19 protein-coding genes and 8 tRNA genes are annotated in these 23,206 nt (G+C 63.7%); 22 read left to right on the forward strand and 5 right to left on the reverse strand.

From position 1 onward, the window contains the following. Window positions 1-77: 77 nt before the first annotated feature. From AAGT95_RS09950 to ttcA, 3 genes are all read left to right on the forward strand, one after another. Window positions 78-1,895 (forward strand): putative nucleotidyltransferase substrate binding domain-containing protein, encoded by a 1,818-nt coding sequence (locus tag AAGT95_RS09950; protein ID WP_342596380.1) that lies wholly within the window; start codon window positions 78-80, stop codon window positions 1,893-1,895. Window positions 1,896-1,906: 11 nt separating this feature from the next. Next, the gene (locus AAGT95_RS09955; protein WP_342596381.1) at window positions 1,907-2,524 is read left to right on the forward strand and encodes a 3'-5' exonuclease; all 618 of its coding nucleotides are present in this window, start codon (window positions 1,907-1,909) and stop codon (window positions 2,522-2,524) included. An 85-nt stretch (window positions 2,525-2,609) separates the two neighbouring features. Further along, window positions 2,610-3,464, forward strand: coding sequence for a tRNA 2-thiocytidine(32) synthetase TtcA (gene ttcA / locus AAGT95_RS09960; protein ID WP_110602503.1), 855 nt, complete (start codon window positions 2,610-2,612; stop codon window positions 3,462-3,464). 82 nt (window positions 3,465-3,546) lie between these two features. Here the strand turns inward: ttcA and hpxO are convergent, their stop codons facing one another. After that, window positions 3,547-4,719: an FAD-dependent urate hydroxylase HpxO gene (hpxO, locus tag AAGT95_RS09965; protein ID WP_342596382.1), complete on the reverse strand. Its 1,173-nt coding sequence runs from the start codon at window positions 4,717-4,719 to the stop codon at window positions 3,547-3,549. Window positions 4,720-4,882: 163 nt separating this feature from the next. On the opposite strand from hpxO, the gene AAGT95_RS09970 reads away from it, so the two are divergent. The 11 genes from AAGT95_RS09970 (at window position 4,883) to AAGT95_RS10020 (ending at window position 15,173) form a co-directional block, all read left to right on the forward strand. Further along, a complete protein-coding gene (locus AAGT95_RS09970; protein ID WP_342596383.1) occupies window positions 4,883-5,599 on the forward strand; it encodes an alpha/beta family hydrolase in 717 nt (238 codons plus the stop codon). Between the two features lie 77 nt (window positions 5,600-5,676). Further along, window positions 5,677-5,752 (forward strand) — tRNA-Val (locus AAGT95_RS09975). A gap of 69 nt (window positions 5,753-5,821) precedes the next feature. Next, a tRNA-Asp gene (locus tag AAGT95_RS09980) sits at window positions 5,822-5,898 on the forward strand. Window positions 5,899-6,013: 115 nt separating this feature from the next. Next, window positions 6,014-6,090, forward strand: a tRNA-Asp gene (locus tag AAGT95_RS09985). 45 nt (window positions 6,091-6,135) lie between these two features. Next, window positions 6,136-6,212 (forward strand) — tRNA-Val (locus tag AAGT95_RS09990). Between the two features lie 4 nt (window positions 6,213-6,216). After that, a tRNA-Asp gene (locus AAGT95_RS09995) sits at window positions 6,217-6,293 on the forward strand. 319 nt (window positions 6,294-6,612) lie between these two features. After that, window positions 6,613-8,625 (forward strand): NADPH-dependent 2,4-dienoyl-CoA reductase, encoded by a 2,013-nt coding sequence (locus tag AAGT95_RS10000; RefSeq protein ID WP_342596384.1) that lies wholly within the window; start codon window positions 6,613-6,615, stop codon window positions 8,623-8,625. 265 nt (window positions 8,626-8,890) lie between these two features. Next, on the forward strand, window positions 8,891-9,940 hold the full coding sequence (locus AAGT95_RS10005; protein WP_110602511.1) for a threonine aldolase family protein: 1,050 nt from the start codon (window positions 8,891-8,893) through the stop codon (window positions 9,938-9,940). A 319-nt stretch (window positions 9,941-10,259) separates the two neighbouring features. Beyond that, window positions 10,260-12,182: a PrkA family serine protein kinase gene (locus AAGT95_RS10010; RefSeq protein WP_110602513.1), complete on the forward strand. Its 1,923-nt coding sequence runs from the start codon at window positions 10,260-10,262 to the stop codon at window positions 12,180-12,182. Window positions 12,183-12,291: 109 nt separating this feature from the next. Beyond that, the gene (locus tag AAGT95_RS10015; RefSeq protein ID WP_110602515.1) at window positions 12,292-13,572 is read left to right on the forward strand and encodes a YeaH/YhbH family protein; all 1,281 of its coding nucleotides are present in this window, start codon (window positions 12,292-12,294) and stop codon (window positions 13,570-13,572) included. Between the two features lie 44 nt (window positions 13,573-13,616). Beyond that, window positions 13,617-15,173 (forward strand): SpoVR family protein, encoded by a 1,557-nt coding sequence (locus tag AAGT95_RS10020; protein WP_342596385.1) that lies wholly within the window; start codon window positions 13,617-13,619, stop codon window positions 15,171-15,173. Window positions 15,174-15,200: 27 nt separating this feature from the next. Here AAGT95_RS10020 and AAGT95_RS10025 read toward each other — a convergent pair whose 3' ends face one another. After that, entirely contained in the window at window positions 15,201-15,557 is a 357-nt protein-coding gene (locus tag AAGT95_RS10025) for a high-potential iron-sulfur protein (protein ID WP_342596386.1), read from the reverse strand. A gap of 146 nt (window positions 15,558-15,703) precedes the next feature. On the opposite strand from AAGT95_RS10025, the gene AAGT95_RS10030 reads away from it, so the two are divergent. The 3 genes from AAGT95_RS10030 (at window position 15,704) to AAGT95_RS10040 (ending at window position 17,382) form a co-directional block, all read left to right on the forward strand. Continuing rightward, entirely contained in the window at window positions 15,704-16,180 is a 477-nt protein-coding gene (locus tag AAGT95_RS10030) for a methylated-DNA--[protein]-cysteine S-methyltransferase (RefSeq protein WP_342596387.1), read from the forward strand. 66 nt (window positions 16,181-16,246) lie between these two features. Continuing rightward, window positions 16,247-16,522, forward strand: a complete 276-nt coding sequence (locus tag AAGT95_RS10035) for an Lrp/AsnC family transcriptional regulator (protein WP_110602523.1) — start codon at window positions 16,247-16,249, stop codon at window positions 16,520-16,522. 5 nt (window positions 16,523-16,527) lie between these two features. Beyond that, window positions 16,528-17,382, forward strand: a complete 855-nt coding sequence (locus AAGT95_RS10040) for a DNA/RNA non-specific endonuclease (protein WP_240612445.1) — start codon at window positions 16,528-16,530, stop codon at window positions 17,380-17,382. Between the two features lie 101 nt (window positions 17,383-17,483). Here the strand turns inward: AAGT95_RS10040 and AAGT95_RS10045 are convergent. The 3 genes from AAGT95_RS10045 to AAGT95_RS10055 all read right to left on the reverse strand — a co-directional run bounded on the left by AAGT95_RS10045 (window position 17,484) and on the right by AAGT95_RS10055 (window position 17,834). Further along, window positions 17,484-17,570: transfer RNA gene (locus AAGT95_RS10045), tRNA-Leu, on the reverse strand. A 47-nt stretch (window positions 17,571-17,617) separates the two neighbouring features. Then, window positions 17,618-17,704: transfer RNA gene (locus tag AAGT95_RS10050), tRNA-Leu, on the reverse strand. A 43-nt stretch (window positions 17,705-17,747) separates the two neighbouring features. Beyond that, a tRNA-Leu gene (locus tag AAGT95_RS10055) sits at window positions 17,748-17,834 on the reverse strand. Between the two features lie 272 nt (window positions 17,835-18,106). On the opposite strand from AAGT95_RS10055, the gene rnr reads away from it, so the two are divergent. The 5 genes from rnr to AAGT95_RS10080 all read left to right on the forward strand — a co-directional run bounded on the left by rnr (window position 18,107) and on the right by AAGT95_RS10080 (window position 23,202). After that, window positions 18,107-20,542 (forward strand): ribonuclease R, encoded by a 2,436-nt coding sequence (gene rnr, locus AAGT95_RS10060; RefSeq protein WP_342596388.1) that lies wholly within the window; start codon window positions 18,107-18,109, stop codon window positions 20,540-20,542. A 40-nt stretch (window positions 20,543-20,582) separates the two neighbouring features. Beyond that, complete coding sequence (gene rlmB / locus AAGT95_RS10065) at window positions 20,583-21,398, forward strand: 23S rRNA (guanosine(2251)-2'-O)-methyltransferase RlmB (RefSeq protein ID WP_342596389.1); 816 nt, start codon at window positions 20,583-20,585, stop codon at window positions 21,396-21,398. A gap of 233 nt (window positions 21,399-21,631) precedes the next feature. Next, a complete protein-coding gene (rpsF, locus tag AAGT95_RS10070) occupies window positions 21,632-22,051 on the forward strand; it encodes a 30S ribosomal protein S6 (protein ID WP_110602534.1) in 420 nt (139 codons plus the stop codon). A 26-nt stretch (window positions 22,052-22,077) separates the two neighbouring features. Then, window positions 22,078-22,305 carry a 30S ribosomal protein S18 gene (rpsR, locus tag AAGT95_RS10075; protein WP_035472385.1) on the forward strand — a complete coding sequence of 76 codons (228 nt, stop codon included), beginning with the start codon at window positions 22,078-22,080 and terminating at the stop codon, window positions 22,303-22,305. A gap of 45 nt (window positions 22,306-22,350) precedes the next feature. Then, window positions 22,351-23,202 carry a hypothetical protein gene (locus tag AAGT95_RS10080; protein ID WP_342596390.1) on the forward strand — a complete coding sequence of 284 codons (852 nt, stop codon included), beginning with the start codon at window positions 22,351-22,353 and terminating at the stop codon, window positions 23,200-23,202. The last annotated feature ends 4 nt before the right edge of the window (window positions 23,203-23,206 follow it).

Genomic DNA, 23,206 nt, shown 5'->3' on the forward strand with positions numbered 1-23,206 from the left:
TGTCGTGATCGCCACTCGAATCATTTACCGCAGCGCAGCCGGCCGGGGTACGGCGGCGTTGGGGCGGGGGTCGCCTGATGGTCGACATCGATCTTTCCCAATTGCCTTTTACGCTGCTCGACGACAGCGGGCGCGAACGGGTAGCGCGTGGCGCCGATATGGCCTACTTCGACAGCGACGAGGTCGTGCTCGAAGCCGGTCAGCCCGGCGAGTTCGTCTTCATCATCCACAAGGGCGAGGTTGCCGAGTTCGATCCACACGCGCCGGCCAGCCATTCGCGCATCGCCCACTACACGGCGGGCGACCTGTTCGGCGCCATCAGCATCCTCAACGGCACCAGTCGCTATCGCTTCAAGGCGGAGCAGGAGAGCCTCTGCTACGTGATACCCAAGGCGCTGTTCGAGCGCCTCTGCGACGATTACCCGGCTTTCGCCGACTTCTTCCGCCATGGGCTGGTGCAGAAGACCCGGCTGCTGGCCGAGCGTCGCATCGAGAGTGGCGCGAACATGGCAGGGTTCATGCTCGCGCGAATCAGCGAATGCATGCGGGCGCCGGTGATCGTCGATGCCGTCACTACCATTGCCGCGGCGGTCGCCCGGCTCAACGAGAGCCACGCGGATAGTCTGCTGGTAGGCGAGGGCTGCCGATTCGGCGTGGTGACCAAAACCGACTTGCTCAATGCGTTGGTGATGGAAGGCGCGACCCAGGCGCGCCCGGTCGTCACCATCGCCCACTTCGAGCTGGTCTCCGCCGGTCCCGATCAGTACTTGTTCGACGCGCTGGTGCAGATGACTCGGCATCGGGTGGCCCGGGTGGTGGTGGTCGAGCAGGGTCGTCCGGTCGGCGTGGTCGAGCTGACCGACCTGCTCAGCTATTTCTCGAGCCACTCCTACATGGTCGGACTCGAGCTCGAGCAGGCCGACACCGTCGAGAAACTGGCTCGCGCCAGCGCGAAACTGTCGGGTCTGGTCCAGACGCTGATGGCCCAGGGGGTCAAGCTCCGCTTCGTCATGGACCTGCTGGCGGCGCTCAACGGGCGCATCGTCGAGAAGGCCTTCCAGTTCCTCACCCAGCCGCACCATCGTGCCCGGAGCTGCCTGATGGTGATGGGCAGTGAAGGCCGTGGCGAACAGATCCTCAAGACCGATCAGGACAATGCCCTGATCGTCGCCGACGGCATGGATTGGCCGGACTGCGCCGCCGTCATGCAGCGCGTCACCGAAACGCTCTGCACGTTGGGTTATCCGCCGTGTCCGGGCAACATCATGGTGTCCAACCCGGCCTGGGTGAACAGTGAAAGCGGGTGGCGGACGGCGATCACGCGCTGGGCCGAACGTCGCGACGGCACCTCGTTGATGAACCTCGCCATCATGCTGGACGCTCACGGCGTGGCCGGCGACACTCGCTTGCTGGAGCGTCTGCGCAGACATCTCTTCGACAGCTGTGCCCGCGATGAGCTGCTGCTGTCGCACTTTGCCCGCGCGGCGCTGCACTTCTCCGCGCCGTTGACCCTGTTCGGTTCGCTCAGGAAGCCTCGGCATGGTATCGACATCAAGAAGGGCGGCATTTTCCCGATCGTGCACGGGGTCCGTACCTTGGCGCTGGAGTGCCGCATCACCGCGACATCGACCCTGGCCCGACTGGAGGCGCTTGCCGGCCAGGGGCGGCTGGAAGCGGATTTCGCCGCGGATCTGGGCGAGGCGCTGGCGCTGTTCATCGAACTCCGCCTCAAACGGCAACTGGCGCAACTCGACGGTCGGCAGAGCAGCGACGAACCCGATCTGATCATGGTTCAGAACCTCTCCTCGCTGGAGCGCGATCTGCTGCGCGAGGCGCTGCATATCGTCAAGGACTTCCAGCAGCGTCTGACGCACCGTTTCCATCTCGAGTACTGACGAGAAGTGCGATGATACGTTCGCTACGCCGTGCCGCCGATCGGCGCCGCCAGGCCGATGGCCGCTACGGCAAACTGTTCGGCGCCTACGCCGGCGACGAGATGGTGTCCATCGACTGCGAGACCACCGGTCTCGACACCCGGCGCGCCGAGCTGATCTCGATCGCTGCGGTGGCCTTCGAGGGCGAGCGGGTGCTGACCAGCGGGGCGCTGGATCTACGCCTCCGGCCACCAGCCACCCTGAGCGGCGATTCCATCAAGGTCCATCGCTTGCGCGGTGTCGACCTGGATGATGGCGAGGCGCTGGACGAAGCGCTGGAGAAGTTCCTGGACTTCGTCGGCAACCGTCCGCTGCTGGGTTGGTGTATCGATTACGACCTGGCCGTGATCGATCGCCAGTTGCGGCCGCTGTTCGGCTTCGGCCTGCCCAACCCCAGCCTCGACATGGCACGGATATATCGGCGCGAGATGCAGCGGACGCAGCCGCAACGGGAGCCGGTGGTGAGTTTCGAGGCGGCCGCCGAGGCTCTCGGGGTGCCGGTGATGGGCCGTCATACCGCCCTTGGCGATGCGGTGACCACGGCCCTGATGTACATCCGTCTGAAGCAGGGTGCGCTGGTGGCGCGCTAGAGACCTGTCAGGCCATGGCATCGCAAGTCGCCGGGCGCGGTGATAGCATGAGCATGCCTTCATATCCCTGTGTGTCATTCGACCCATGCAAGCATCTACCGGTACCCAGAAATACGAGTTCAACAAGCTGCAGAAGCGGCTGCGTCGCCAGGTCGGCAATGCGATCATCGACTACGGGATGATCCATGACGGCGACAAGGTGATGGTCTGCCTGTCCGGCGGCAAGGACTCCTACACCATGCTGGAGATTCTGATGAATCTGCAGCGCAACGCGCCGGTCGACTTCGAACTGGTGGCGGTCAATCTCGATCAGAAACAGCCCGGCTTCCCCGAGCACGTGCTGCCCGAGTATCTCGATGCCAAGGGAGTGGGTTACCACATCCTGGAGCGTGACACCTACTCGGTGGTCAAGGAGAAGACACCCGAAGGCAAGACCACCTGCGCGCTCTGCTCGCGCCTTCGCCGTGGTTCGCTCTACGGTTTCGCCGAGGAGATCGGTGCGACCAAGGTGGCGCTGGGCCATCACCGCGAGGACATCCTCGAGACTCTGTTTCTCAACATGTTCTTCGGTGGTTCGCTCAAGTCGATGCCGCCCAAGCTGCTGTCGGACGATGGCAAGAACATCGTCATCCGACCGCTGGCGTACTGTCGCGAAGCCGATATCGCCGAGTTCTCGCGCCAGATGGCGTTTCCGATCATCCCCTGCAACCTGTGCGGTTCCCAGCCCAACCTGCAGCGTCAGGTGGTCAAGGAGATGCTGGCGGAGTGGGAGGCCAAGCACCCCGGGCGCCTGGAGACCATGTTCAAGGCGGTGACCAACGTCGCGCCCTCGCAGCTCGCCGATCGCAACCTGTTCGATTTCGAGGGCCTGGAAGCCAAGCAGCGCCAGATGCAGGAGACGCGGATCGACACGTTCGACCTGCTCGCTCGCGAAGCCTGAGCGATTGCGGATTGTCGAAGGCCCGCCGGGGAGAGTTTCCGGCGGGCCTTCGGCGTTGTGGCAGACGTTTTGAGAGCCGGATTTATCCCAGCGGGCCGCCCAGTATCGTCTTGCTCATTCCCGCCATGATGTGACTGCCGTCCTCGGCTGCCAGTTCGGCGTACCACGCCCGTGTGGCGTCAGGGTCGGCGCCATGGGTGGTTTCGGCGCGCTTGCGGGCTCGGCTGACGATCTCCCCGACTCGTTCGACCCGGGCGCCGTCGTAGGCCTTCAATGCCTTCGCCACATCGCCGTCGGCATCATCCAGCGCCCGCGCCAGCACCCAGGCATCCTCCATCGCCTGGCAGCCGCCCTGGCCCAGGTCCGGGGCCATGCCGTGGGCCGCATCGCCCAGAATCGCCGCGCGTTCGCCGACGACCGTCTCGAGCGGTTCGATGTCGTGAATTTCGACGCGGGCCATGGCCGCGGGGTCGAAACGCGCGATCAACTTCTGCACCGGCTCCGCCCAGCCGGCGAAGTGGCGTGCCAGTTCGTCGCGGTAACGCATCGGGTCGTTCGGTGTGTCGATCGGCAGGGGCACGTCGAAGAAGCAGTAGAATTCCGGGGTGGCGGGATCGCCGCTCATCGGCATCATCGAGACGCGCTGGTGGTCACCGACGTACTGGACCCAGCTCTCGAGCGGTGCCAGGTCCGGCGTGGCCGCCACGCGGACGTTCCAGTTGACGTAGCCGCAGTAGCGCCGCTCGACAGGCCTGCCGAGGGCGCGTTCGCGCAGCGCCGAGTGGGTGCCGTCGGCGATCACGATCAGGTCCGCCTGGCGAGTCGAGCCGTCGGCGAATTCGGCGGTGACGCCGCTGTCGGTGGTCCGGAAGTCGGTACATGCCAGCCCGAGGGTGACGTTGTCTTCGCCGACGGCGTCCAGAAGCAGCTGCTGGAGGGTCGCCCGGGCGATGGGGCAGGCGCGCTGGCCGACCTGGTCATAGAGCGGCTGCAGGCTGAACCGCGTCAGCGGGGCGCCGTCCTTGCCGTGATACGCCATGGCATCCATGCGGCCGCTGGCCTGCTCGATGGCGTCGCCCACGCCCAGGGCCTTGAGCACCTTGACGCCATTGGACCAGACCGAGATGGCGGCACCTACCGGGCGCAGTTCGGAGACCCGGTCGACCACCTCGACCCGGTGTCCCGATTCCTGCAGGGCCAGCGCCGCGGTGAGTCCGCCCATGCCGGCGCCGATGACGAGAACGTTGAGCGTCATGGTTTATCCTGGTTGTTGTCGTTGGTTCGATAAAATCTGACCGATCGATCAGGTTTATCATCCTACGCATAAATCCCGCCCGCTGGGAATGCTGGCAGTGTCGTCGTGCCATCAGCCAGGGTAGCGTATTGATTGTTCCGACAAGCCAACAGGGGGCGATACGGTGACAGTGCCGATGCAGGAGACCCAGGATGGCGACAGGCTGCGCGAAGCGCTGGCGGCCGGCGATGGCTCGCGCCACGAGACTGCCTCGGGAGGATTCATCGTGGAGGGACGAGCGCCGACGCCCGCGCGCCTCGTCCTCTGTCACGGTGCGGGCGCGGGCCACGATTCCGAGTTCCTGGTGCGGCTGCGCCGGCGACTGGCCGCGCTCGGCCTCCAGGTGGTGGCGGTGGAGTTCGATTACATGACTGCCATGGGTCGGAGTGGCAGACGGCGCCCTCCACCCAGGATCGAGACGCTGGTGGACGAACTCGCCGAGTGGCGTCGGGTGCTGACGGAACTGGACGCGGCAACGCCGCTGTGGTTCGGCGGCAAGTCGATGGGCGGCCGGGTCGCTAGCCTGCTGGCTACCCGGATCGGCCTGGCGGGGCTGGTCCTGTTCGGATACCCGTTCCATCCTCCCGGCAAGCCGGCCCGGTTGCGACTCGAGCACTGGCCGCAGATCGCCTGCCCCGTGCTGCTGTTCCAGGGGACCCGCGATCCGTTCGGGCGGCGTGACGAGGTCGAGGGGTATCGGCTGCCGGGACAGGTCGAGTGTCACTTCATGGAAGGTGGAGACCATGACTGGCAGGTGCCCAAACGTGCTGCGCACACGCAGTCGATGCTGATCGACGAAGCTGTCGGCCACGTGGTTCGGAGGCTCGGCGCAAGTGGATGATCCGGATGGAGAAAAGCGGGGTGAAAAGCTGTTGACTTTCAACCGGTCACAGGTAGAATGCAGCGCCACGTGACCACGGGTGGTTAGCTCAGCTGGGAGAGCACCAGCCTTACAAGCTGGGGGTCACAGGTTCGAACCCTGTACCACCCACCATCATGGTTTCATGATGCTCGGGTATCACGTGTTGCAAGTCGCAGTAGCGGGAAAAGCGTTGGAATATGCGGACCGGTAGTTCAGTCGGTTAGAATGCCGGCCTGTCACGCCGGAGGTCGCGAGTTCGAGTCTCGTCCGGTCCGCCATTTCAGCATTTTTCTCACGCCGTCAAGGTATGCGATGTTGCAGGTGGGGCAGTTCGCTAGTTGCGTAGTTCGTATCGGGGTCCGTGTTTCGGCATGAATTCTCGATGCACAGAGTGGACCGGTAGTTCAGTCGGTTAGAATGCCGGCCTGTCACGCCGGAGGTCGCGAGTTCGAGTCTCGTCCGGTCCGCCACGCTTCGCACTGGTTGTATTTGTAGTATTGAGTCGTTTGATGTTTGGGTGGTTAGCTCAGTTGGTTAGAGCACCAGCTTCACATGCTGGGGGTCACAGGTTCGAGTCCCGTACCACCCACCATAGCGGACCGGTAGTTCAGTTGGTTAGAATGCCGGCCTGTCACGCCGGAGGTCGCGAGTTCGAGTCTCGTCCGGTCCGCCATATCGACGTCTTCTGCTGCACTCGATACGTTTCACGCCTCGCTGTATGGCGCTGCCGCGATGATCGCGGTTTCCCGCGCTCGAACTTCTGAAGTTCTTTCTTCTCTCTCGTATCTCATGCCATGGTTTCGCCCCGTCTGGCGGCCGAATCATCACCTCTTCTTGTCTTCATGCACTCTAACCCCGTGCTCCCTATCCCCCGTGCGGTGCTACCGCTTTGGTGGAATGGCTCTCGTTGCGGTTTTCGTTACACTGACCCTCATACGCGCGTTTGAAACCGCTGCCGGCGGTGTGCGCCTCGACATGAGTGGATCCGATTCGTGACGCGTTTTCCCAATCTCTTTCGTCCTTTGCAAGTTGGCTCGCTGACGCTGCGCAACCGCGTGGTGATGGGGTCGATGCATACCAACCTGGAAGAAGCACCGAACGGCTTCGATCGTCTGGCGGCGTTCTACGCGGAACGGGCGCGTCATGGGGTGGGGTTGATCGTCACCGGTGGCATTGCGCCCAACCCTGAAGGGGCGGTCTTCCAGGGCGCCGCCAAGCTCACCGACGAAGCCGAGGCCGAGCAGCACCGCCCGGTGGTGGAAGCCGTCCATGCACGCGGCGCGCATATCTGTCTGCAGATTCTGCACGCGGGTCGCTACGCCTACTCTCCGGATCTGGTAGCGCCTTCGGCGATTGCCGCGCCGATCAACCGCTTTACGCCACGCGCGCTGAGTGACAGCGAGATCGAGCGGCAGATCGATGACTTCGCGCGCTGTGCCGAGCTGGCGCAGCGCGCGGGATACGACGGCGTCGAGATCATGGGGTCGGAGGGATATCTGATCAATCAGTTCCTGTGCCGCCGGACCAACCACCGCGACGACGCCTGGGGCGGCGATAGCCAGCGCCGGCAGCGCTTCGCCACCGAGATCGTGCGTCGCGTTCGTGACACGTGTGGCCCGGATTTCCTGCTGATCTTTCGGCTGTCGATGATCGATCTGGTGGAGGAGGGCAGTACCGGCGACGAGGTCGTGGCGCTGGCGCTGGCGATCGAGCGTGCCGGTGCGGATGTGATCAACAGCGGTATCGGCTGGCATGAGGCGCGGGTGCCGACCATCGTCACCAGCGTGCCGCGCGCCGCTTTCGTCCCGGTCAGCCGGGCGGTGCGCGAAGCGATCTCGATACCGTTGATCGCGACCAATCGTATCAACATGCCGGCGATCGCCGAGGCGGTACTGGCCGAGGGGCACGCCGACCTAGTCTCCATGGCGCGTCCTTTTCTCGCCGATCCGGCCTGGATGGCCAAGGCCGAGCAGGATCGAGTCGAGGAGATCAATACCTGCATCGCCTGCAATCAGGCCTGCCTCGACCACACTTTCCAGGGCAAGCTGACTTCCTGTCTGGTCAATCCGCGCGCCTGTCATGAAACGGAGCTGACGCTACCGCCGACCGATGCCCCCAAGCGCATCGCCGTGGTAGGGGCTGGTCCGGCGGGCCTGGCCGCAGCCACCGCCTGCGCCGAGCGTGGCCATCGGGTGACGCTTTTCGAACGCGATCCGCAGATTGGCGGTCAGTTCCGGTTGGCGCAGCGCATACCCGGGAAGGAGGAGTTCGCCGAGACGCTGCGCTATTTCTCGACGCGGCTCGGGCTGCTCGGCGTGGAGCTGCGCCTCAACGTGGATGCCGATGTCCAGCAGTTGCGGGAGTTCGACGAGGTCGTCATCGCCACCGGCGTCAGGCCCCGCGAACTCGAACTGGAGGGCAGCGATCACCCCTGCGTCATCTCCTACCCCATGGCGATCCTGCACCCGGAGCGCGTCGGGCGTCGCGTCGCCATCATCGGTGCCGGCGGCATAGGTTTCGATGTCGCTGAACTGTTGGCGCATGCCGAGCAGCCGGCGCTCGATGTCGAGCGTTGGTGCGACGAGTGGGGCGTCGACTTGACGGTTGAACACGCCGGCGGCTTGAAGCCGCGGCTGAAGCCCACGGTGCCGCGACAGATTACGCTGCTGCAGCGCAAGACCGGCAAGCCGGGCGCAGGGCTCGGGGTGACTACCGGCTGGGTCCACCGGGCCGCGCTTCGGGCTCGGCGTGTCGAGACGCTGTCGGGCTGTGTCTATCGGCACATCGACAGTGACGGTCTGCACCTCGATGTCGAGGGGGAGTCCAGGCGACTGGCGGTCGACAGCATCGTGATCTGCGCCGGGCAGGAGTCGCAGCAGGCGCTCTATGAGGCGCTGGTCGTAACCGGGGCGCGAGTTCATCGTATCGGCGGCGCCGATCTGGCGGCGGAACTCGATGCCAAGCGGGCCATCGACCAGGGGGTGCGGCTGGCGGCGACCCTGTGAGCGCGTGCCGGGTTTGCGTTGAGTCAGCGTGAGAGGGAAGGGCTCCCGCGCTGCCGATAGTCGGGAGCAGATGTTAGACTCGGGTGTTCACCAGTGAGCGCGAGCCGGGCGACGGCGACCCCGACGCCGACTGGGTCGCGCTTCTTGTTATTCAGGCCGCCGTGGAATCGACCGCCATGCCTGACCCTCAGAAAACGCGGACTCTGCACGCCGTGACCGGCCCGAGTCGCTTTTCTCGATGGAGGGATCGTACAAGGACCCCCAGATGACATCCGACTGTAACCCTCGCTATCTGGCGAGCGACAACACCTCCGGCATCTGCCCGGAAGCGCTTGATTACCTGATTCGAGCCAATGCCAGCGACGATCTCGCCTACGGCAACGATGCCTGGACTCACCGTGCCGCGGATCGCTTCCGCGAACTCTTCGACTACGACTGTGACGTCTTCTTCGTCTTCAACGGTACTGCCGCCAACTCGCTTTCGCTGGCCGCGCTGGGCCAGAGTTACCACAGCGTGATCTGCCACGAACTGGCTCATATCGAGACCGACGAGTGCGGTGGGCCGGAGTTTTTCTCCAACGGCTCCAAGTTGCTGACCAGCCCGGGTGAGAACGGCAAGCTGACGCCGGAGGGCATCGAGCGCCTGGTGGTCAAGCGCAACGATATCCACTACCCCAAGCCGCGGGTGGTCTCGATCACTCAGGCCACCGAAGTGGGGACGGTCTATTCCCGCGAGGAGCTGCTGGCGATTCGCACCGTGGCGGACAAGTACGATCTGCGCGTGCACATGGACGGGGCGCGTTTCGCCAACGCCTGCAGTGCGCTGGATGCCTCCCCGGCCGAGCTGACCTGGCAGGCCGGTGTCGACGTACTCTGCTTTTCCGGCACCAAGAACGGCCTGCCGATGGGCGAGGCGATTCTGTTCTTCAACAAGGAGCTGGCCGAGGATTTCGCCTATCGCTGCAAGCAGGCGGGGCAGTTGGCTTCCAAGATGCGCTTCATCGCCGCGCCCTGGCTGGGCCTGCTGGAATCCGGTGCCTGGCGGCGCAATGCCGATCACGCCAACGCCATGGCACGCTATCTCGCCGACGGCCTGGCATCGCTTCCCGGCGCGTCGCTGATGTTTCCAACCCAGGCCAACAGCGTCTTCGTGAGTCTGCCGGAACCGGTCATCTCCCAGTTGCGCGCCCAGGGCTGGACGTTCTACACCTTCATCGGCGCCGGCGGGGCGCGTTTCGTCTGCTCCTGGAACACGACCTCGGAGCTGCTCGACCAGCTGTTGGCCGATGCCCGCGCCGCCTTCGAGGTGCCCTGAGGGGCACCGGCGCCCGACCCCCTCGGGCGCCGGCCGGGCCTCGTCATCCGCGCGATGATTCGCGAGCGAATTTGTCCCGGATTTTCTATGAGTTACCGATACCTGCGTGAATCGACGCATTTTGTCGATGCAAATTCCCCGTGCATCGAAACCGGATCGTGGTAGCGTGTTCTAAAGCGTGTATTCCGACGCTGCGTTGAAAAGACTCGCAAAAAGAGTCTTCCCGACGCTTCGTGCATCTGTCTATGCTGATAGTCAGCTAGCCCGGCTGGCAGGGCGTTCGCCCTGAGCGGTTGGGGGTCACGACCAGGAGGCTTCCATGAGCATCTTCGATCACGTGCAGAGCCGTTACGAGCAGGTTCAACAGGAAGAGATGAGCCTGCAGGAATATCTAGAGCTGTGCCGGAAGGATCCCCGTGTCTACGCCAATGCCGCCGAGCGAATGCTGAACGCCATCGGGGAGCCCGAGACCATCGATACGGCCAAGGACTCCCGCCTGTCGCGTATCTTCTCCAACAAGGTCATTCGCCGCTATCCCGCCTTCGCCGAGTTCTACGGCATGGAAGAGGCGATCGAGCAGATCGTCGCCTACTTCCGCCATGCCGCCCAGGGGCTCGAGGAGCGCAAGCAGATTCTCTACCTGCTGGGCCCGGTTGGCGGCGGCAAGTCATCGCTGGCCGAGCGCCTGAAGCTGCTGATGGAGCGTGTCCCGTTCTACGCGATCAAGGATTCGCCGGTCTACGAGTCGCCCCTCGGGCTGTTCTCGCCGGAAGAGGATGGTGAGCTGCTCGAGAAGGAGTACAGCATCCCCCAGCGTCACCTGCGCGGGCCGATGTCGCCCTGGGCGGCGAAGCGACTCAAGGAGTACGGTGGCGACCTGTCGCGGTTCCGGGTGGTGCGTCTGCATCCTTCCCGCCTCAACCAGATCGCGGTCTCCAAGACCGAACCCGGCGACGAGAACAACCAGGACATCTCATCGCTGGTGGGCAAGGTCGACATCCGCCAGCTGGAGCTCTACTCCCAGGACGACCCGGACGCCTACAGCTTCTCCGGCGGCCTGTGCAAGGCCAACCAGGGGCTGATGGAGTTCGTCGAGATGTTCAAGGCGCCGATCAAGGTGCTGCATCCGCTGCTGACGGCCACCCAGGAAGGCAACTACAACCCCACCGAAGGCATGGGCGCGATTCCCTTCGACGGCATCATCATGGCCCACTCCAACGAGAGCGAGTGGCAGCAGTTCCGCAACAACCGCAACAACGAGGCGTTCCTCGACCGCGTCTACATCGTCAAGGTGCCTTACTGCCTGCGCGTGTCGGAGGAGATCAAGATCTACCAGAAGCTGCTCGAGCACTCCTCGCTGGACGAGGCGCCCTGCGCGCCGGACACCTTGCGCATGCTGGCGCAGTTCTCGGTACTTTCGCGACTCAAGGAGCCGGAGAATTCGAGCATCTATTCCAAGATGCGCGTCTACGACGGCGAGAACCTGAAGGATACCGATCCCAAGGCCAAGTCGATCCAGGAGTATCGTGACGCCGCCGGCGTCGACGAGGGCATGAATGGGCTCTCCACGCGGTTCGCGTTCAAGATTCTCTCCAAGGTGTTCAACTTCGACGCTCACGAGATCGCCGCCAATCCGGTGCATCTGCTCTACGTGCTGGAGCAGGCGCTGGAGCGCGAGCAGTTGCCGAAGGAGACCCACGAGCGCTACCTGCGCTTCATCAAGGAGTATCTGGCGCCGCGCTACGTCGATTTCATCGGCAAGGAGATCCAGACCGCCTACCTCGAGTCCTACACCGAGTACGGTCAGAACATCTTCGACCGCTACGTGACCTATGCCGATTTCTGGATCCAGGACCAGGAGTACCGCGATCCCGAGACCGGCGAGCTGTTCGACCGGCAGTCGCTCAACGAGGACCTCGAGAAGATCGAGAAGCCGGCCGGCATCTCCAATCCCAAGGATTTCCGCCATGAGGTGGTCAACTTCGTGCTGCGGGCGCGGGCGCACAACAACGGCATGAACCCCAGCTGGCAGTCTTACGAGAAACTCCGCGGGGTGATCGAGCACAAGATGTTCGCCAACACCGAGGAGCTGCTGCCGGTGATCTCGTTCAACGCCAAGGCGTCGGCCTCCGATCAGCGCAAGCACGAGGATTTCGTCGATCGCATGGTGCAGCGCGGTTACACCGAGAAGCAGGTGCGGCTGCTGTCGGAGTGGTATCTGCGGGTGCGCAAGTCGCACTGAACGATCGTGAGTCGATGTCAGCGGCGCGGGATCGCGGGTCGGATTCCGTGCCTTGGGGCAGGGGCCATAGGCGGGCGGCCGCTGTCGCAGTCAGTCTGCGGGAGGTGCCATGAGCTACTTCATCGATCGACGCCCCAATGCGCGCAACAAGAGTGCCGTGAATCGTCAGCGGTTCCTGCAGCGCTATCGCTCCCACATCAAGCGGGCCGTGGAAGAGTCGGTGAATCGGCGCTCGATCACCGACATGGAGCGTGGCGAGAAAGTCTCCATCCCCGCCAAGGATATTTCCGAACCTTCGTTTCAGCACGGCCCGGGCGGTCGGCGGACGGTCGTGAGTCCCGGCAACAGGGAGTTCGCCGAGGGCGACCGGCTGAGGCGACCCAGCGGTGGCGGTGGGCAGGGTAGCGGCGAGGGTCAGGCAGGCAATCAGGGCGAGGGCGTGGATGAGTTCGTGTTCTCGCTCTCCCGGGAGGAGTTTCTCGATTTCGTCTTCGATGGCCTAGAGCTGCCGCATCTCGAGCGCAAGCAGTTGCAGGTACTGGAAGAAACGCGACCGGTGCGCGCGGGGATCTCCAAGGAGGGAGTGCCGGCACGGATCAATATCGTGCGCTCGATGCGCGAGGCCCAGGCCCGGCGGATCGGCATGCGGGCGCCGCTGAAGCGTGCCCTGCGCGAGGCCCAGGAAGCGCTCGAAGCCGAGGAGCGCAAGGACCCGGTGCTGCGTAACCCGGCGCGTGTCAGCGAGCTGAAATCGGAGATCGAACGACTGGAGAAGCGGATCGAGGCGATCCCGTTCCTGGATACCTACGACCTGCGCTACAACCATCTCACCCATCAGCCGATGCCATCGAACCAGGCGGTGATGTTCTGCATCATGGATGTCTCGGGGTCGATGACTCAGGCGCACAAGGACATCGGCAAACGCTTCTTCCTGCTGCTCTATCTATTCCTGGAGCGCAATTACGAGAAGGTCGAGCTGGTGTTCGTGCGTCACCATACCGTGGCCAAGGAGGTCGACGAGGAGGAGTTCTTCTATTCCCGGGAGACCGGCGGCACCATCGTTTCCAGTGCATTGACCCTGGTCGACAGCATCATCGAGGCGCGCTACGCGCCGGAGCAGTGGAATCTCTACGTGGCGCAGGCCAGCGATGGCGACAACTGGGACGACGACTCGTCTACCTGTCTCGAGTTGCTCGACGAGTCACTGATGCGCAAGTTGCAGTATTTCACCTACGTGGAGATCACGCCTCACGCCCACCAGGCGCTGTGGGAAGCCTACGATTCGGTCAGGGCGGCCTATCCCGAGCGCTTCGCCATGCAGCAGATCGTCCAGGCGGAAGATATCTACCCGGTTTTCCGTGAGCTCTTCCGCCAGCGGGCGAAGGGGTGAGCGCAGAGGCCTGGTGACGTAACGCAGCGAGGAGATAGAGAGCGATGACGCGACGCGAGCCCATTGCCACCGGTTCGGACTGGAACTTCGAGGCGCTGGAAGCCTACGAGCACGCCATTGGCGCCTTGGCGCGGGAGTATCGGCTGGACACCTATCCCAACCAGATCGAGATCATTACCTCCGAACAGATGATGGATGCCTACGCCAGCGTGGGCATGCCGATCGGCTACCACCACTGGTCGTTCGGCAAGCAGTTCCTGTCGGTGGAGCAGGCCTATCGCCGGGGCCAGATGGGGCTGGCCTACGAACTGGTGATCAACTCCGACCCCTGCATCGCCTACCTGATGGAGGAGAACTCGCTGATGATGCAGGTGCTGGTCATCGCCCACGCCTGCTACGGCCACAACTCGTTCTTCAAGGGCAACTATCTGTTCCGCGCCTGGACGGACGCTTCGGCGATCGTCGATTATCTCGTCTTTGCCCGTAAATATGTCGCCAAGTGCGAAGAGCGGCATGGCGTCGAGGCGGTGGAGCAGCTTCTCGACGCCTGCCACGCGCTGCAGAACTACGGCGTCGACCGCTACAAGCGCCCATCACCGGTCTCCGCCGAGGAGGAGGTGCGGCGCCAGGACGAGCGCGAGGCCTACCTCCAGACCCAGGTCAACCGGCTCTGGAGCACGATCCCGACCCCGATCGGTGGCTTGGTCCAGCAGCCATCGCACGATTTCGAGAACGATCCCCTGGGGCTGCACAGACACGACCGCTACCCCAGTGAGCCCCAGGAAAACCTGCTCTATTTCCTGGAGAAGAATGCGCCACTGCTGGAGCCCTGGCAGCGCGAGATCGTGCGCATCGTGCGCAAGCTGGCCCAGTACTTCTACCCGCAGCGCCAGACCCAGGTGATGAACGAGGGTTGGGCCACCTTCTGGCACTACACGCTGATGAATCGTTTGTACGACGACGGCCTGATCGACGAAGGCATCATGCTGGAGTTCCTGCAGTCCCATACGTCCGTGGTCAGCCAGCCGGGTTTCGACAGTCCCTATTTCAACGGCATCAATCCCTATGCGCTGGGCTTCGCGATGTTCAGCGACATCCAGCGCATTTGTCAGTCGCCCTCCGACGAGGACCGCGAATGGTTCCCCGAGATTGCCGGCAGCGACTGGTTGGAGACGCTGCATTTCGCGATGCAGAACTTCAAGGATGAGTCGTTCATCCAGCAGTTCCTGTCACCCAAGGTGATTCGCGATCTCAAGTTGTTCAGCCTGGTCGACGACGACCGTGACGACAGCCTGCAGATCGAGGCGATTCACGATGATCGGGGTTATCGGCGCATCCGCGAGGCGCTGAGCGTGCAGTACGCGCTGTCGGCCCGGGAGCCCAATATCCAGGTGTGGGAGGCCGACATTCGCGGTGACCGCTCGCTCACCCTGCGCCACGTACAGGACCGGCGCCGGCCGCTGGGCCAGAGCCTGTTCCCGGTAATGCGCTACCTGCACCAGCTCTGGGGGTTCCCGATCAAGCTCGAGTCGATGGAGGAAGGTGAGGTCGTGCGTCGCTATCAGTGGCCGATTCCGGAGTCGAATCGCGAGTCGGCATGAATTCTGGGTCCGCCGCCGGGGGTGATGTCAGGACGCGCTGGCCGTCCAGCCGCTGCACCAGCCATCGCTGGCGACCCGGTAGTCGGGAAACAGACCACACGCCTGGCTCGACGCGGTGAAGAAGTCGCAGTTGGCGCAGCGCCGACCCGCCTGGTAGGCAGGGTTGTCCGCAGCATTCGAGGCCTCCTCGACATAATCGAGCGCCTTGGCTTGATAGGCGTCCGGGTCCAGCATCGGCTTGTCCTGGGCCAGGGTGGGCAGGCCCCGCCAGCCCAGCAGCAGCAGGCCGGAGGCGCACAGGCCATGGCGCAGAAAGCGCCGACGTCCTTCACCATTCGGCGACCCGCCGGCCTCTCTCGTCCTCTTTTTCGTTGATTCCTGCATGACCCGTCTCCGGTTCGTTGTCCTGACGCACACCGCTTCTGGATGACTGGAAGTCTGCGATGTGTCGTGACATTGTCACAATACACTCGCAGCCGCCATTCGCTGCCGGGCAATTTCGCCATTCACGGTGTCGCCAAGGGTCGATTATGCGCTATGTCCAGTTTGTGACCGATCATGGAGAGATGATGCTGGTGGGGGACGAGCAGGGCTTGCGCGAACTGCGCCTGCCCGGGAGTTCCCGTTCCGGGACGCCGGAGTCGAGCTGGCAGGAGGACGCCGACTTCTTTGCCCAGGCCCGGGCCGAGCTCGACGCTTACCTGGCGGGGCGACGGCGGAGCTTCAATGTCACGCTGGCCCCCGAGGGGAGCGATTTCCAGCTGCAGGTCTGGCAGGGCCTGTTGCGTATCCCATATGGGCAGACCAGCACCTATGGCGAGATGGCACATCGCCTGGGCAGGGAGGGCGCGGCGCAGGCGATCGGCGGTGCGGTGGGGGCCAATCCGCTGCCGTTGTTCATCCCCTGTCACCGGGTCGTCGCCGCCCGGGGGATGGGCGGCTACAGCGGTGGCGAGTCGTTGAAGCGCGCCCTGCTGACGCTGGAAGGCGGTTGGCCCGGGAGCTGATATACTCGCGCCGGATCATTCATTCTTCGGGCCTCGCGAAAGGCCGAACGCCGGTGGGAGAGGGAAATGCAGAACGCCGTCATTCTGATCAATGTCGAAAAGGGCCGGATACGGGGTGTCGCCGAGCGCCTGGCCGATCTCGAGGGCATCAGCGAAGTCTATTCGACCTGCGGTCGTTACGACCTTATCGCCATCGCCCGGACGCGGGATTTCGAATCCTTGGCCTCGCTGGTGACCGAACGGCTGATGAGCGTCGAGGGCATCCGTGACACCGAAACGCTCAATGCCATGCAGGTGCATTCGCGCCACGATCTCGACGCCATGTTCTCCGTCGGCCTGTAATTCGGGTGGCGCGTCGTCGCAAGCGGGGGCTGCTGGGGCAACTGGCTCGCTCGTCCCGGATTGGCCTGATCTTCGTCGTTGTCATCAGCGGGTTGTGGTACTGGCAGGAGGCGAGCGTCCGCGACCAGTTGAGCTGGATGGGCGTACCCGAGTGGCAGTGGAACGATTGGCGGGGCTGGAACCGGGTGCTTCGCAACGACGGCTTCCTGTTGGGGTGGTCGGACGTGCGGGGCGGACCGCTCTGGGTTGGCTATGTATTGAATCGGGTCGACGATCCCCACAGCCTTCCACGGCCCGACCGGTTCGAGTCCGACTGGCGCAGCCTGTGGCCGATCGACAGCAGTGACTACACCCACAGCGGCTATGATCGGGGGCATCTGGCGCCGAACTACGCCATGTCGGTCGTCCATGGACGGGATGCGCAGATGGCCAGCTTCCTGATGACCAACATCGCGCCGCAGCGACCCAAACTCAATCGGCAGCTATGGCAGCGCCTGGAGGAGGCTGTCATCGACGATTTCGTGCCCAGATTCGGGCGCGTCTGGGTCGTCACCGGGCCGGTCTACGACGACCAGTTGCTGCATCGGGTCGGGTTTTCTCAAATTCCCGTGGGATTCTACAAGATCCTGATCGCACCTGGCGCGACACCCCGTGCGCTGGCATTTCTGATGCCGCAGAACGTCGACGGCAACGAGCCTCTCGCCCGCTTTGCGGTCACGATCGACGAGATCGAGGCGCGTACCGGCCTGGATTTCTTCCCTCAACTGGCCGATCCCGTCGAGCGCAAGCTGGAAGGGCGGGTAGACAAGGAGGGCTGGGGGCTCGAGGCGGTCTCGACGCGGCCTGGGCGTTATCGATGATGGCGATGCCATCTCTACGGATCACGATATGGAGGGGCGTGCAGAGATGATGGCGACAGCGTTTGCGAGAAGGAGTCTCAGGAGAAAACGATCATGACACGTGGTGCCCAGGAGAGGACTTGAACCTCCACATCCGTAAGGATACTAGCACCTGAAGCTAGCGCGTCTACCAATTCCGCCACCTGGGCGTGTCATGTATCGGGTGCTGCCAGGAGTTTGGAAAACTCCTCTGGAATGGTGCCCGGAAGAGGACTTGAACCTCCACATCCGTAAGGATACTAGCACCTGAAGCTAGCGCGTCTACCAATTCCGCCATCCGGGCCAAACCGGCCTTGTCCATTCTAAATGACCATCGCCGAGAGCGATGGTGCCCAGAAGAGGACTTGAACCTCCACGTCCGTAAGGACACTAGCACCTGAAGCTAGCGCGTCTACCAATTCCGCCATCTGGGCCAAGGCGCGATGCATAATACCGATTTTGCATTCGAATGCAAGCGTCCGGTGATGGCGCTTGGGTTTCCGCCCGAACGGGCCCCCCGGGGCGATTCCCATACCTGGCAATCGACCACGACCTTGGCCGTTTGGCAGCGCATGGTTGGGTCGAACAGGCGTGAACGCTATACTTGGAGAATGAATCCAAAAAGATCGAACGGCTCAGGCCGCCCGCCGCGTGAATTCTCTCTACCGCCTAGGCCCAGCAGGCTCAACGCAAGGACGATGGTTGCATGACTCATTGGACGTTGGATGACGATCCGCACGCGGCTCGTGAAACGGAAAAATATGACAACCCCGTGCCCAGTCGCGAGTATCTGCTGGCACGGCTGGAGAGCTACGGCAAGCCGATCACTCATGAAGACATGAGTGCCATGCTGGGGCTGGAAGACGACAACCAGCTGGAAGCCGTGCGCCGCAGGCTGGCGGCGATGGAGCGTGACGGCCAGATCCTCAAGGATCGCAGAGGCGCCTATGCCCTGATCGACAAGCTCGATCTGATCAAGGGGCGCGTTCAGGGTCACCGTGACGGCATGGGCTTCCTGATTCGTCACGATGGCGTCAAGCCCGACCTGGTGCTGCCGCCGCGCCAGATGCGCCGTGTGTTCGACGGCGACGTGGTACTGGCCCGCGTCAGCGGCAAGGATCGTCGAGGTCGCGCCGAGGGCACCATCGCCGAGGTGCTGGCCCGCAATACCCAGACGCTGGTCGGTGTGTTCCGTCAGAACAGCTCCGAATTCGCGGTGCTGATCCCCGAGAATTCGCGGATCAGCCAGGAAGTGATCATCCCCCACAGCGTCAGCGGTGGCGCGAAGGACGGCCAGATCGTTTCCGTCCACATCACCCAGCAGCCGGAGACCCGCAAGCAGCCGGTAGGGGAAGTGGTGGAAGTTCTGGGAGAGCGGATGGACCCCGGGCTCGAGATCGACATCGCGATTCGCTCCCACGATATTCCCGCGGAGTTTCCGCCGGAAGTGGACGAGCAGATCGCCGGCATGTCCGCCGAGGTGAAGGAGGAGGACAAGACGGCGCGAATCGACCTCCGCGAGATGCCGCTGGTGACCATCGACGGTGAGGACGCCAAGGATTTCGACGATGCCGTCTGCGCCTGGAAGACCAAGTCCGGGAGCTGGAAGCTGGTCGTGGCGATTGCCGACGTCTCCCACTACGTTCGCGGCGGCAGTGCACTCGACAACGAGGCCTACATCCGCGGCAACTCCGTCTACTTTCCCGGCCAGGTCGTACCGATGCTGCCGGAGCTGCTCTCCAACGGGCTCTGCTCCCTCAACCCGCACGTCGACCGCCTGACCATGGTCTGCGAGATGAACATCTCCCAGAACGGCACCATCAGTCGCTACAAGTTCTACGAGGCGGTGATCCAGTCCCACGCCCGGCTGACCTACAACCAGGTCGGCGCGATGCTGGAGGAGCCGGACAGCGACGAAGGGGCGGCACTTCGCGAACGCTACCGCGAACTGGTGCCGTCGCTGGAGAACCTGCACGCGCTCTACAAGGTGCTGCGCCAGGCGCGGGAAGTGCGTGGCGCCATCGATTTCGAGACCACGGAGACGCAGATCGTCTTCAACGACGAGCGCAAGATCGAGAAGATCGTGCCGCGCACGCGCAACGACGCCCACAAGCTGATCGAGGAGTGCATGCTGGCGGCCAACGTGGCCACGGCGCGCTTCCTCGACAAGCACGACCTGCCCGCGCTCTATCGCGTCCACCAGTCACCGGCTCCCGAGCGGCTCGAGAACCTGCGCGTGTTCCTGGGTGAACTGGGGCTGACCCTGGGCGGCGGTGACGAACCGACGCCGAAGGACTACCAGGCGCTGCGGGAGGTGATTCAGGGGCGTCCCGACTTCGACATCATCCAGACCGTCATGCTGCGCTCGATGAGCCAGGCGGTCTACTCGCCGCAGAACGACGGGCATTTCGGTCTCGCTTACCAGGCGTATGCGCATTTCACGTCGCCGATCCGCCGCTATCCCGACCTGCTGGTACATCGTGCGATCCGGTCGGTCATTCGCGGCCCGCGTCAGACCCAGACCGTGCAGCGGGCGGAGGGGGCGCCGGTCGAGAAACCCTCGATCTGGTGCCCGTACACCTTCGAACAGATGGTCGAACTGGGCGAGCACTGCTCGATGACCGAGCGTCGCGCCGACGAGGCGACCCGGGATGTCACCGACTGGCTGAAGTGCGAGTTCCTCTCCGACAAGGTCGGCGAGGTCTACGAGGGCACCATCGCCTCGGTCACCCAGTTCGGGATCTTCGTGCGGCTCGACGACGTCTACGTGGAAGGGCTGGTGCACGTGACGTCGCTGCCGTCCGACTACTATCACTACGAAGCGGAAAAGCACCGCCTCAAGGGCGAACGCAGCGGGGTCGCCTATCGTCTGGGAGATGGCGTCACCGTGCGTATCGCCCGCGTCGATCTCGACGACCGCAAGATAGATTTCGATCTGGCCGACGCGGCGCCGCGTCACCGCCGCACGCCGCGTGGCCAGAAGCCCGGTGGCGACGCCCCCGCCGCCGGCGCACCCGCCAAGAAGTCCTCTTCACGCAAGAGCCGGCCGGGCAAGCGCGAGCGCCAGGGGGCAGCGGAGGGCAGTGACGAAGTCGGCAAGCGTCGTTCCCGCGGCCCGCGTCAGCGCGGTGGCAAGCGATGATGGCGGCCATCGGCCAGCCGTCCAGCAGGCGCCAGCCGAGATGAGTCGTCCTGCGAATCGCCGCACCTCCGCGAAGCCGCGCGAGCTGCCTCGCATGCCGGACGGGCTGGAGCCCGTCCATGGCGTTCACGCCGTTCGCGCGCTGTTCGAACGCGGCCAGCCGCCGAAAGTGCTATGGATTCAGCAAGGTCATGCCGAGCAACGCCTGGAGACTCTCCTGCAGCAGGCCCACGCGGCGGGTTGCGAGTTGAGGCGAATGGCGCGCGAGGCGCTCGATGGCGTCTCCCACCAGGCATCCCACCAGGGCGTGATCGGCTTCTGCGAGCCGTTGATCGCCGAGAACGAAACGACCCTGTGGTGGCGGCTCGAGCAGTGGCAGGCCAGCCGGCCGCCGCTGCTGCTGATTCTGGATGGCGTCACCGATCCCCACAATCTGGGAGCCTGCCTGCGCAGCGCCGACGCCGCCGGGGTCAATGGCGTGATCGTACCCAAGGACAAGTCGGCGCCGCTCAACGCGACGGTGCGCAAGGTGGCGTGCGGGGCGGCGGAGCTGGTGCCGGTGTTTCAGGTCACCAATCTCGCCCGCTGCATGGAGAAGCTCAAGCAGCATGGGATCTGGATCACCGGTACCGCCGGCGAGGCGGACTCGCTCCTGTACGATGCGGATTTCACCGTGCCCTGTGCCCTGGTGATGGGTGCCGAGGGCAAGGGCATGCGCCGGCTGACTCGCGAGGCCTGCGATGGGCTGGTCAAACTGCCGATGCAGGGCGGTGTCTCCAGTCTCAATGTCTCTGTCGCCACCGGCATCTGTCTGTTCGAGGCGGTGCGCCAGCGGGCCGGGGGTGTTGCCGGTTAAACTTGCGCTGGCAGGGCTTGGTCTCTACAATTGCGCGGTTCTGTGGGCAGGCTATGCTCATGGAGCGCGACTCCCGCTCGGACCTGTCCGGGCGAATCGCCAATTGGTCTGAATATCCGGGATCGTGAGCGGGGCATGACGCCGTTCACCCGATATCGACTCCTTGCTTCTCGTGGTGGCCATCTCTTCAGGAGCGTCGCCGCGCGGAAGCTGCCAAACCGCAAGGAGCTAACATGCGTCATTATGAAATCGTGTTTATGGTCCATCCGGACCAGAGCGAGCAGGTTCCGGCCATGGTCGAGCGCTACACCAGCCTCGTGACCGAGAACGGCGGTACCGTGCATCGTCTCGAGGATTGGGGCCGTCGCCACCTGGCCTACCCGATCAACAAGATCCACAAGGCACACTACGTGCTGATGAACATCGAGTGCAGCGGCGAGACCCTCGACGAGATCGAGAACATCTTCCGTTTCAACGATGCCATCATCCGCAGCATGATCGTGCGCAACAAAGAGGCCGTTACCGAAGCCTCGCCGATGATGAAGCCGGCTGAAGAGAAGAGCCGTCGCCGTGACGACAAGCCCTCCGAGCGTGGCGATCGTGAGCGTTCAGAGCGCCCCGAGCGTTCCGAAACCACCGCCGAAACCAACTGATTCGATTTCGCTAAGGAGAGACTCTCATGGCACGTTTTTTCCGTCGCCGTAAGTTCTGCCGCTTCACTGCCGAAGGCGTGAAGTACATCGATTACAAAGACATCGATACGCTGAAAGCCTACGTCACCGAAACTGGCAAGATCGTCCCGAGCCGTATTACCGGTACTCAGGCGCGCTACCAGCGTCAACTGTCTACCGCGATCAAGCGGGCGCGTTACCTGGCGCTGTTGCCGTACTCCGACAGCCACCAGTAAACCCTGATCCGGTAGTCTACGATCGGTAATCCATAGCGAGGCATCATGCTGGCACTGGCACGTTGGATCATGCGCGGTACGCCACAAGCGATAGCGGCGGCCGCACTGACAGCGCTGGTGCCGTGGCTGTTCTGGTTCAGCGCCGCCGTTGCCGGGTTGGTTACCCTGCGCCGGGGCATGACCACGGCGGCGCCGGTGTTGCTGGCCGCAGCCCTCCCCGCCGGTTGGTGGTGGATGCAGGGCGATTCGGTTCCGCTGGCCACCATTCTGCTGGTGACGTTGATGGCGACGGTGCTGCGTTCACGCATGCGCTGGTCCGAAGCGCTCATCGTCGGCAGCGTGGTCTGCATGGTTCTTGTCCAGCTTGGCATCTTCGTGCCGGCCGGAGGGACCGCGCCATTGCTGGCGGAACTGCGGCAGAGCTCGTCGGAGGTTGCCAGCATGCTCGATCAGCTATCGGCGCAGGGCGTCGATACCGAGCTGATGGCGACGCTGGTGATCGGCGGGGCAACCGGCCTGGTCGTGCTGCTCGCCGGGATCGCCTGCCTGGCGCTGGCCCGCAGTTGGCAGGCGGGGCTATACAACCCCGGAGGGTTTCGCGAGGAGTTTCATTCACTGAAGCTATCGCGCAAGCAGCTCCTGTTGCTGGTGGGTTTGATGGCGCTGGGCATGGTGCTGGCCGTTCCCGCCGCCAGTCTGCTGGCCTGGGTTCCGCTGCTGGTCGCCGGCGTGGCACTGGTTCATGGGTTTATCGGTTTGAAGGGAATGAGCGGGTTCTGGCTGGTAGGCTTCTATGCCTTGCTGTTGACCACCTGGCCCACGATTCTGATTGTACTGCTGTTGGCGTTGGTAGATACCTTCGCGGATTTTCGCGGTCGACTGACACGCAGTGATTGACGAG

Origin of the sequence: Salinicola lusitanus (assembly GCF_038648475.1) — a bacterium.
Taxonomy (GTDB): Bacteria; Pseudomonadota; Gammaproteobacteria; order Pseudomonadales; family Halomonadaceae; genus Salinicola; species Salinicola lusitanus.

Bases quoted from the DNA above. Each gene is read 5' to 3' on its own strand.
- AAGT95_RS09950 (WP_342596380.1), top strand. From the start codon at position 78: ATGGTCGACATCGATCTTTCCCAATTGCCTTTTACGCTGCTCGACGAC.
- AAGT95_RS09955 (WP_342596381.1), top strand. From the start codon at position 1,907: ATGATACGTTCGCTACGCCGTGCCGCCGATCGGCGCCGCCAGGCCGAT.
- ttcA (WP_110602503.1), top strand. From the start codon at position 2,610: ATGCAAGCATCTACCGGTACCCAGAAATACGAGTTCAACAAGCTGCAG.
- hpxO (WP_342596382.1), bottom strand. From the start codon at position 4,719: ATGACGCTCAACGTTCTCGTCATCGGCGCCGGCATGGGCGGACTCACC.
- AAGT95_RS10005 (WP_110602511.1), top strand. From the start codon at position 8,891: ATGACATCCGACTGTAACCCTCGCTATCTGGCGAGCGACAACACCTCC.
- AAGT95_RS10010 (WP_110602513.1), top strand. From the start codon at position 10,260: ATGAGCATCTTCGATCACGTGCAGAGCCGTTACGAGCAGGTTCAACAG.
- AAGT95_RS10015 (WP_110602515.1), top strand. From the start codon at position 12,292: ATGAGCTACTTCATCGATCGACGCCCCAATGCGCGCAACAAGAGTGCC.
- AAGT95_RS10020 (WP_342596385.1), top strand. From the start codon at position 13,617: ATGACGCGACGCGAGCCCATTGCCACCGGTTCGGACTGGAACTTCGAG.
- AAGT95_RS10025 (WP_342596386.1), bottom strand. From the start codon at position 15,557: ATGCAGGAATCAACGAAAAAGAGGACGAGAGAGGCCGGCGGGTCGCCG.
- AAGT95_RS10030 (WP_342596387.1), top strand. From the start codon at position 15,704: ATGCGCTATGTCCAGTTTGTGACCGATCATGGAGAGATGATGCTGGTG.
- AAGT95_RS10035 (WP_110602523.1), top strand. From the start codon at position 16,247: ATGCAGAACGCCGTCATTCTGATCAATGTCGAAAAGGGCCGGATACGG.
- rnr (WP_342596388.1), top strand. From the start codon at position 18,107: ATGACTCATTGGACGTTGGATGACGATCCGCACGCGGCTCGTGAAACG.
- rlmB (WP_342596389.1), top strand. From the start codon at position 20,583: ATGAGTCGTCCTGCGAATCGCCGCACCTCCGCGAAGCCGCGCGAGCTG.
- rpsF (WP_110602534.1), top strand. From the start codon at position 21,632: ATGCGTCATTATGAAATCGTGTTTATGGTCCATCCGGACCAGAGCGAG.
- rpsR (WP_035472385.1), top strand. From the start codon at position 22,078: ATGGCACGTTTTTTCCGTCGCCGTAAGTTCTGCCGCTTCACTGCCGAA.
- AAGT95_RS10080 (WP_342596390.1), top strand. From the start codon at position 22,351: ATGCTGGCACTGGCACGTTGGATCATGCGCGGTACGCCACAAGCGATA.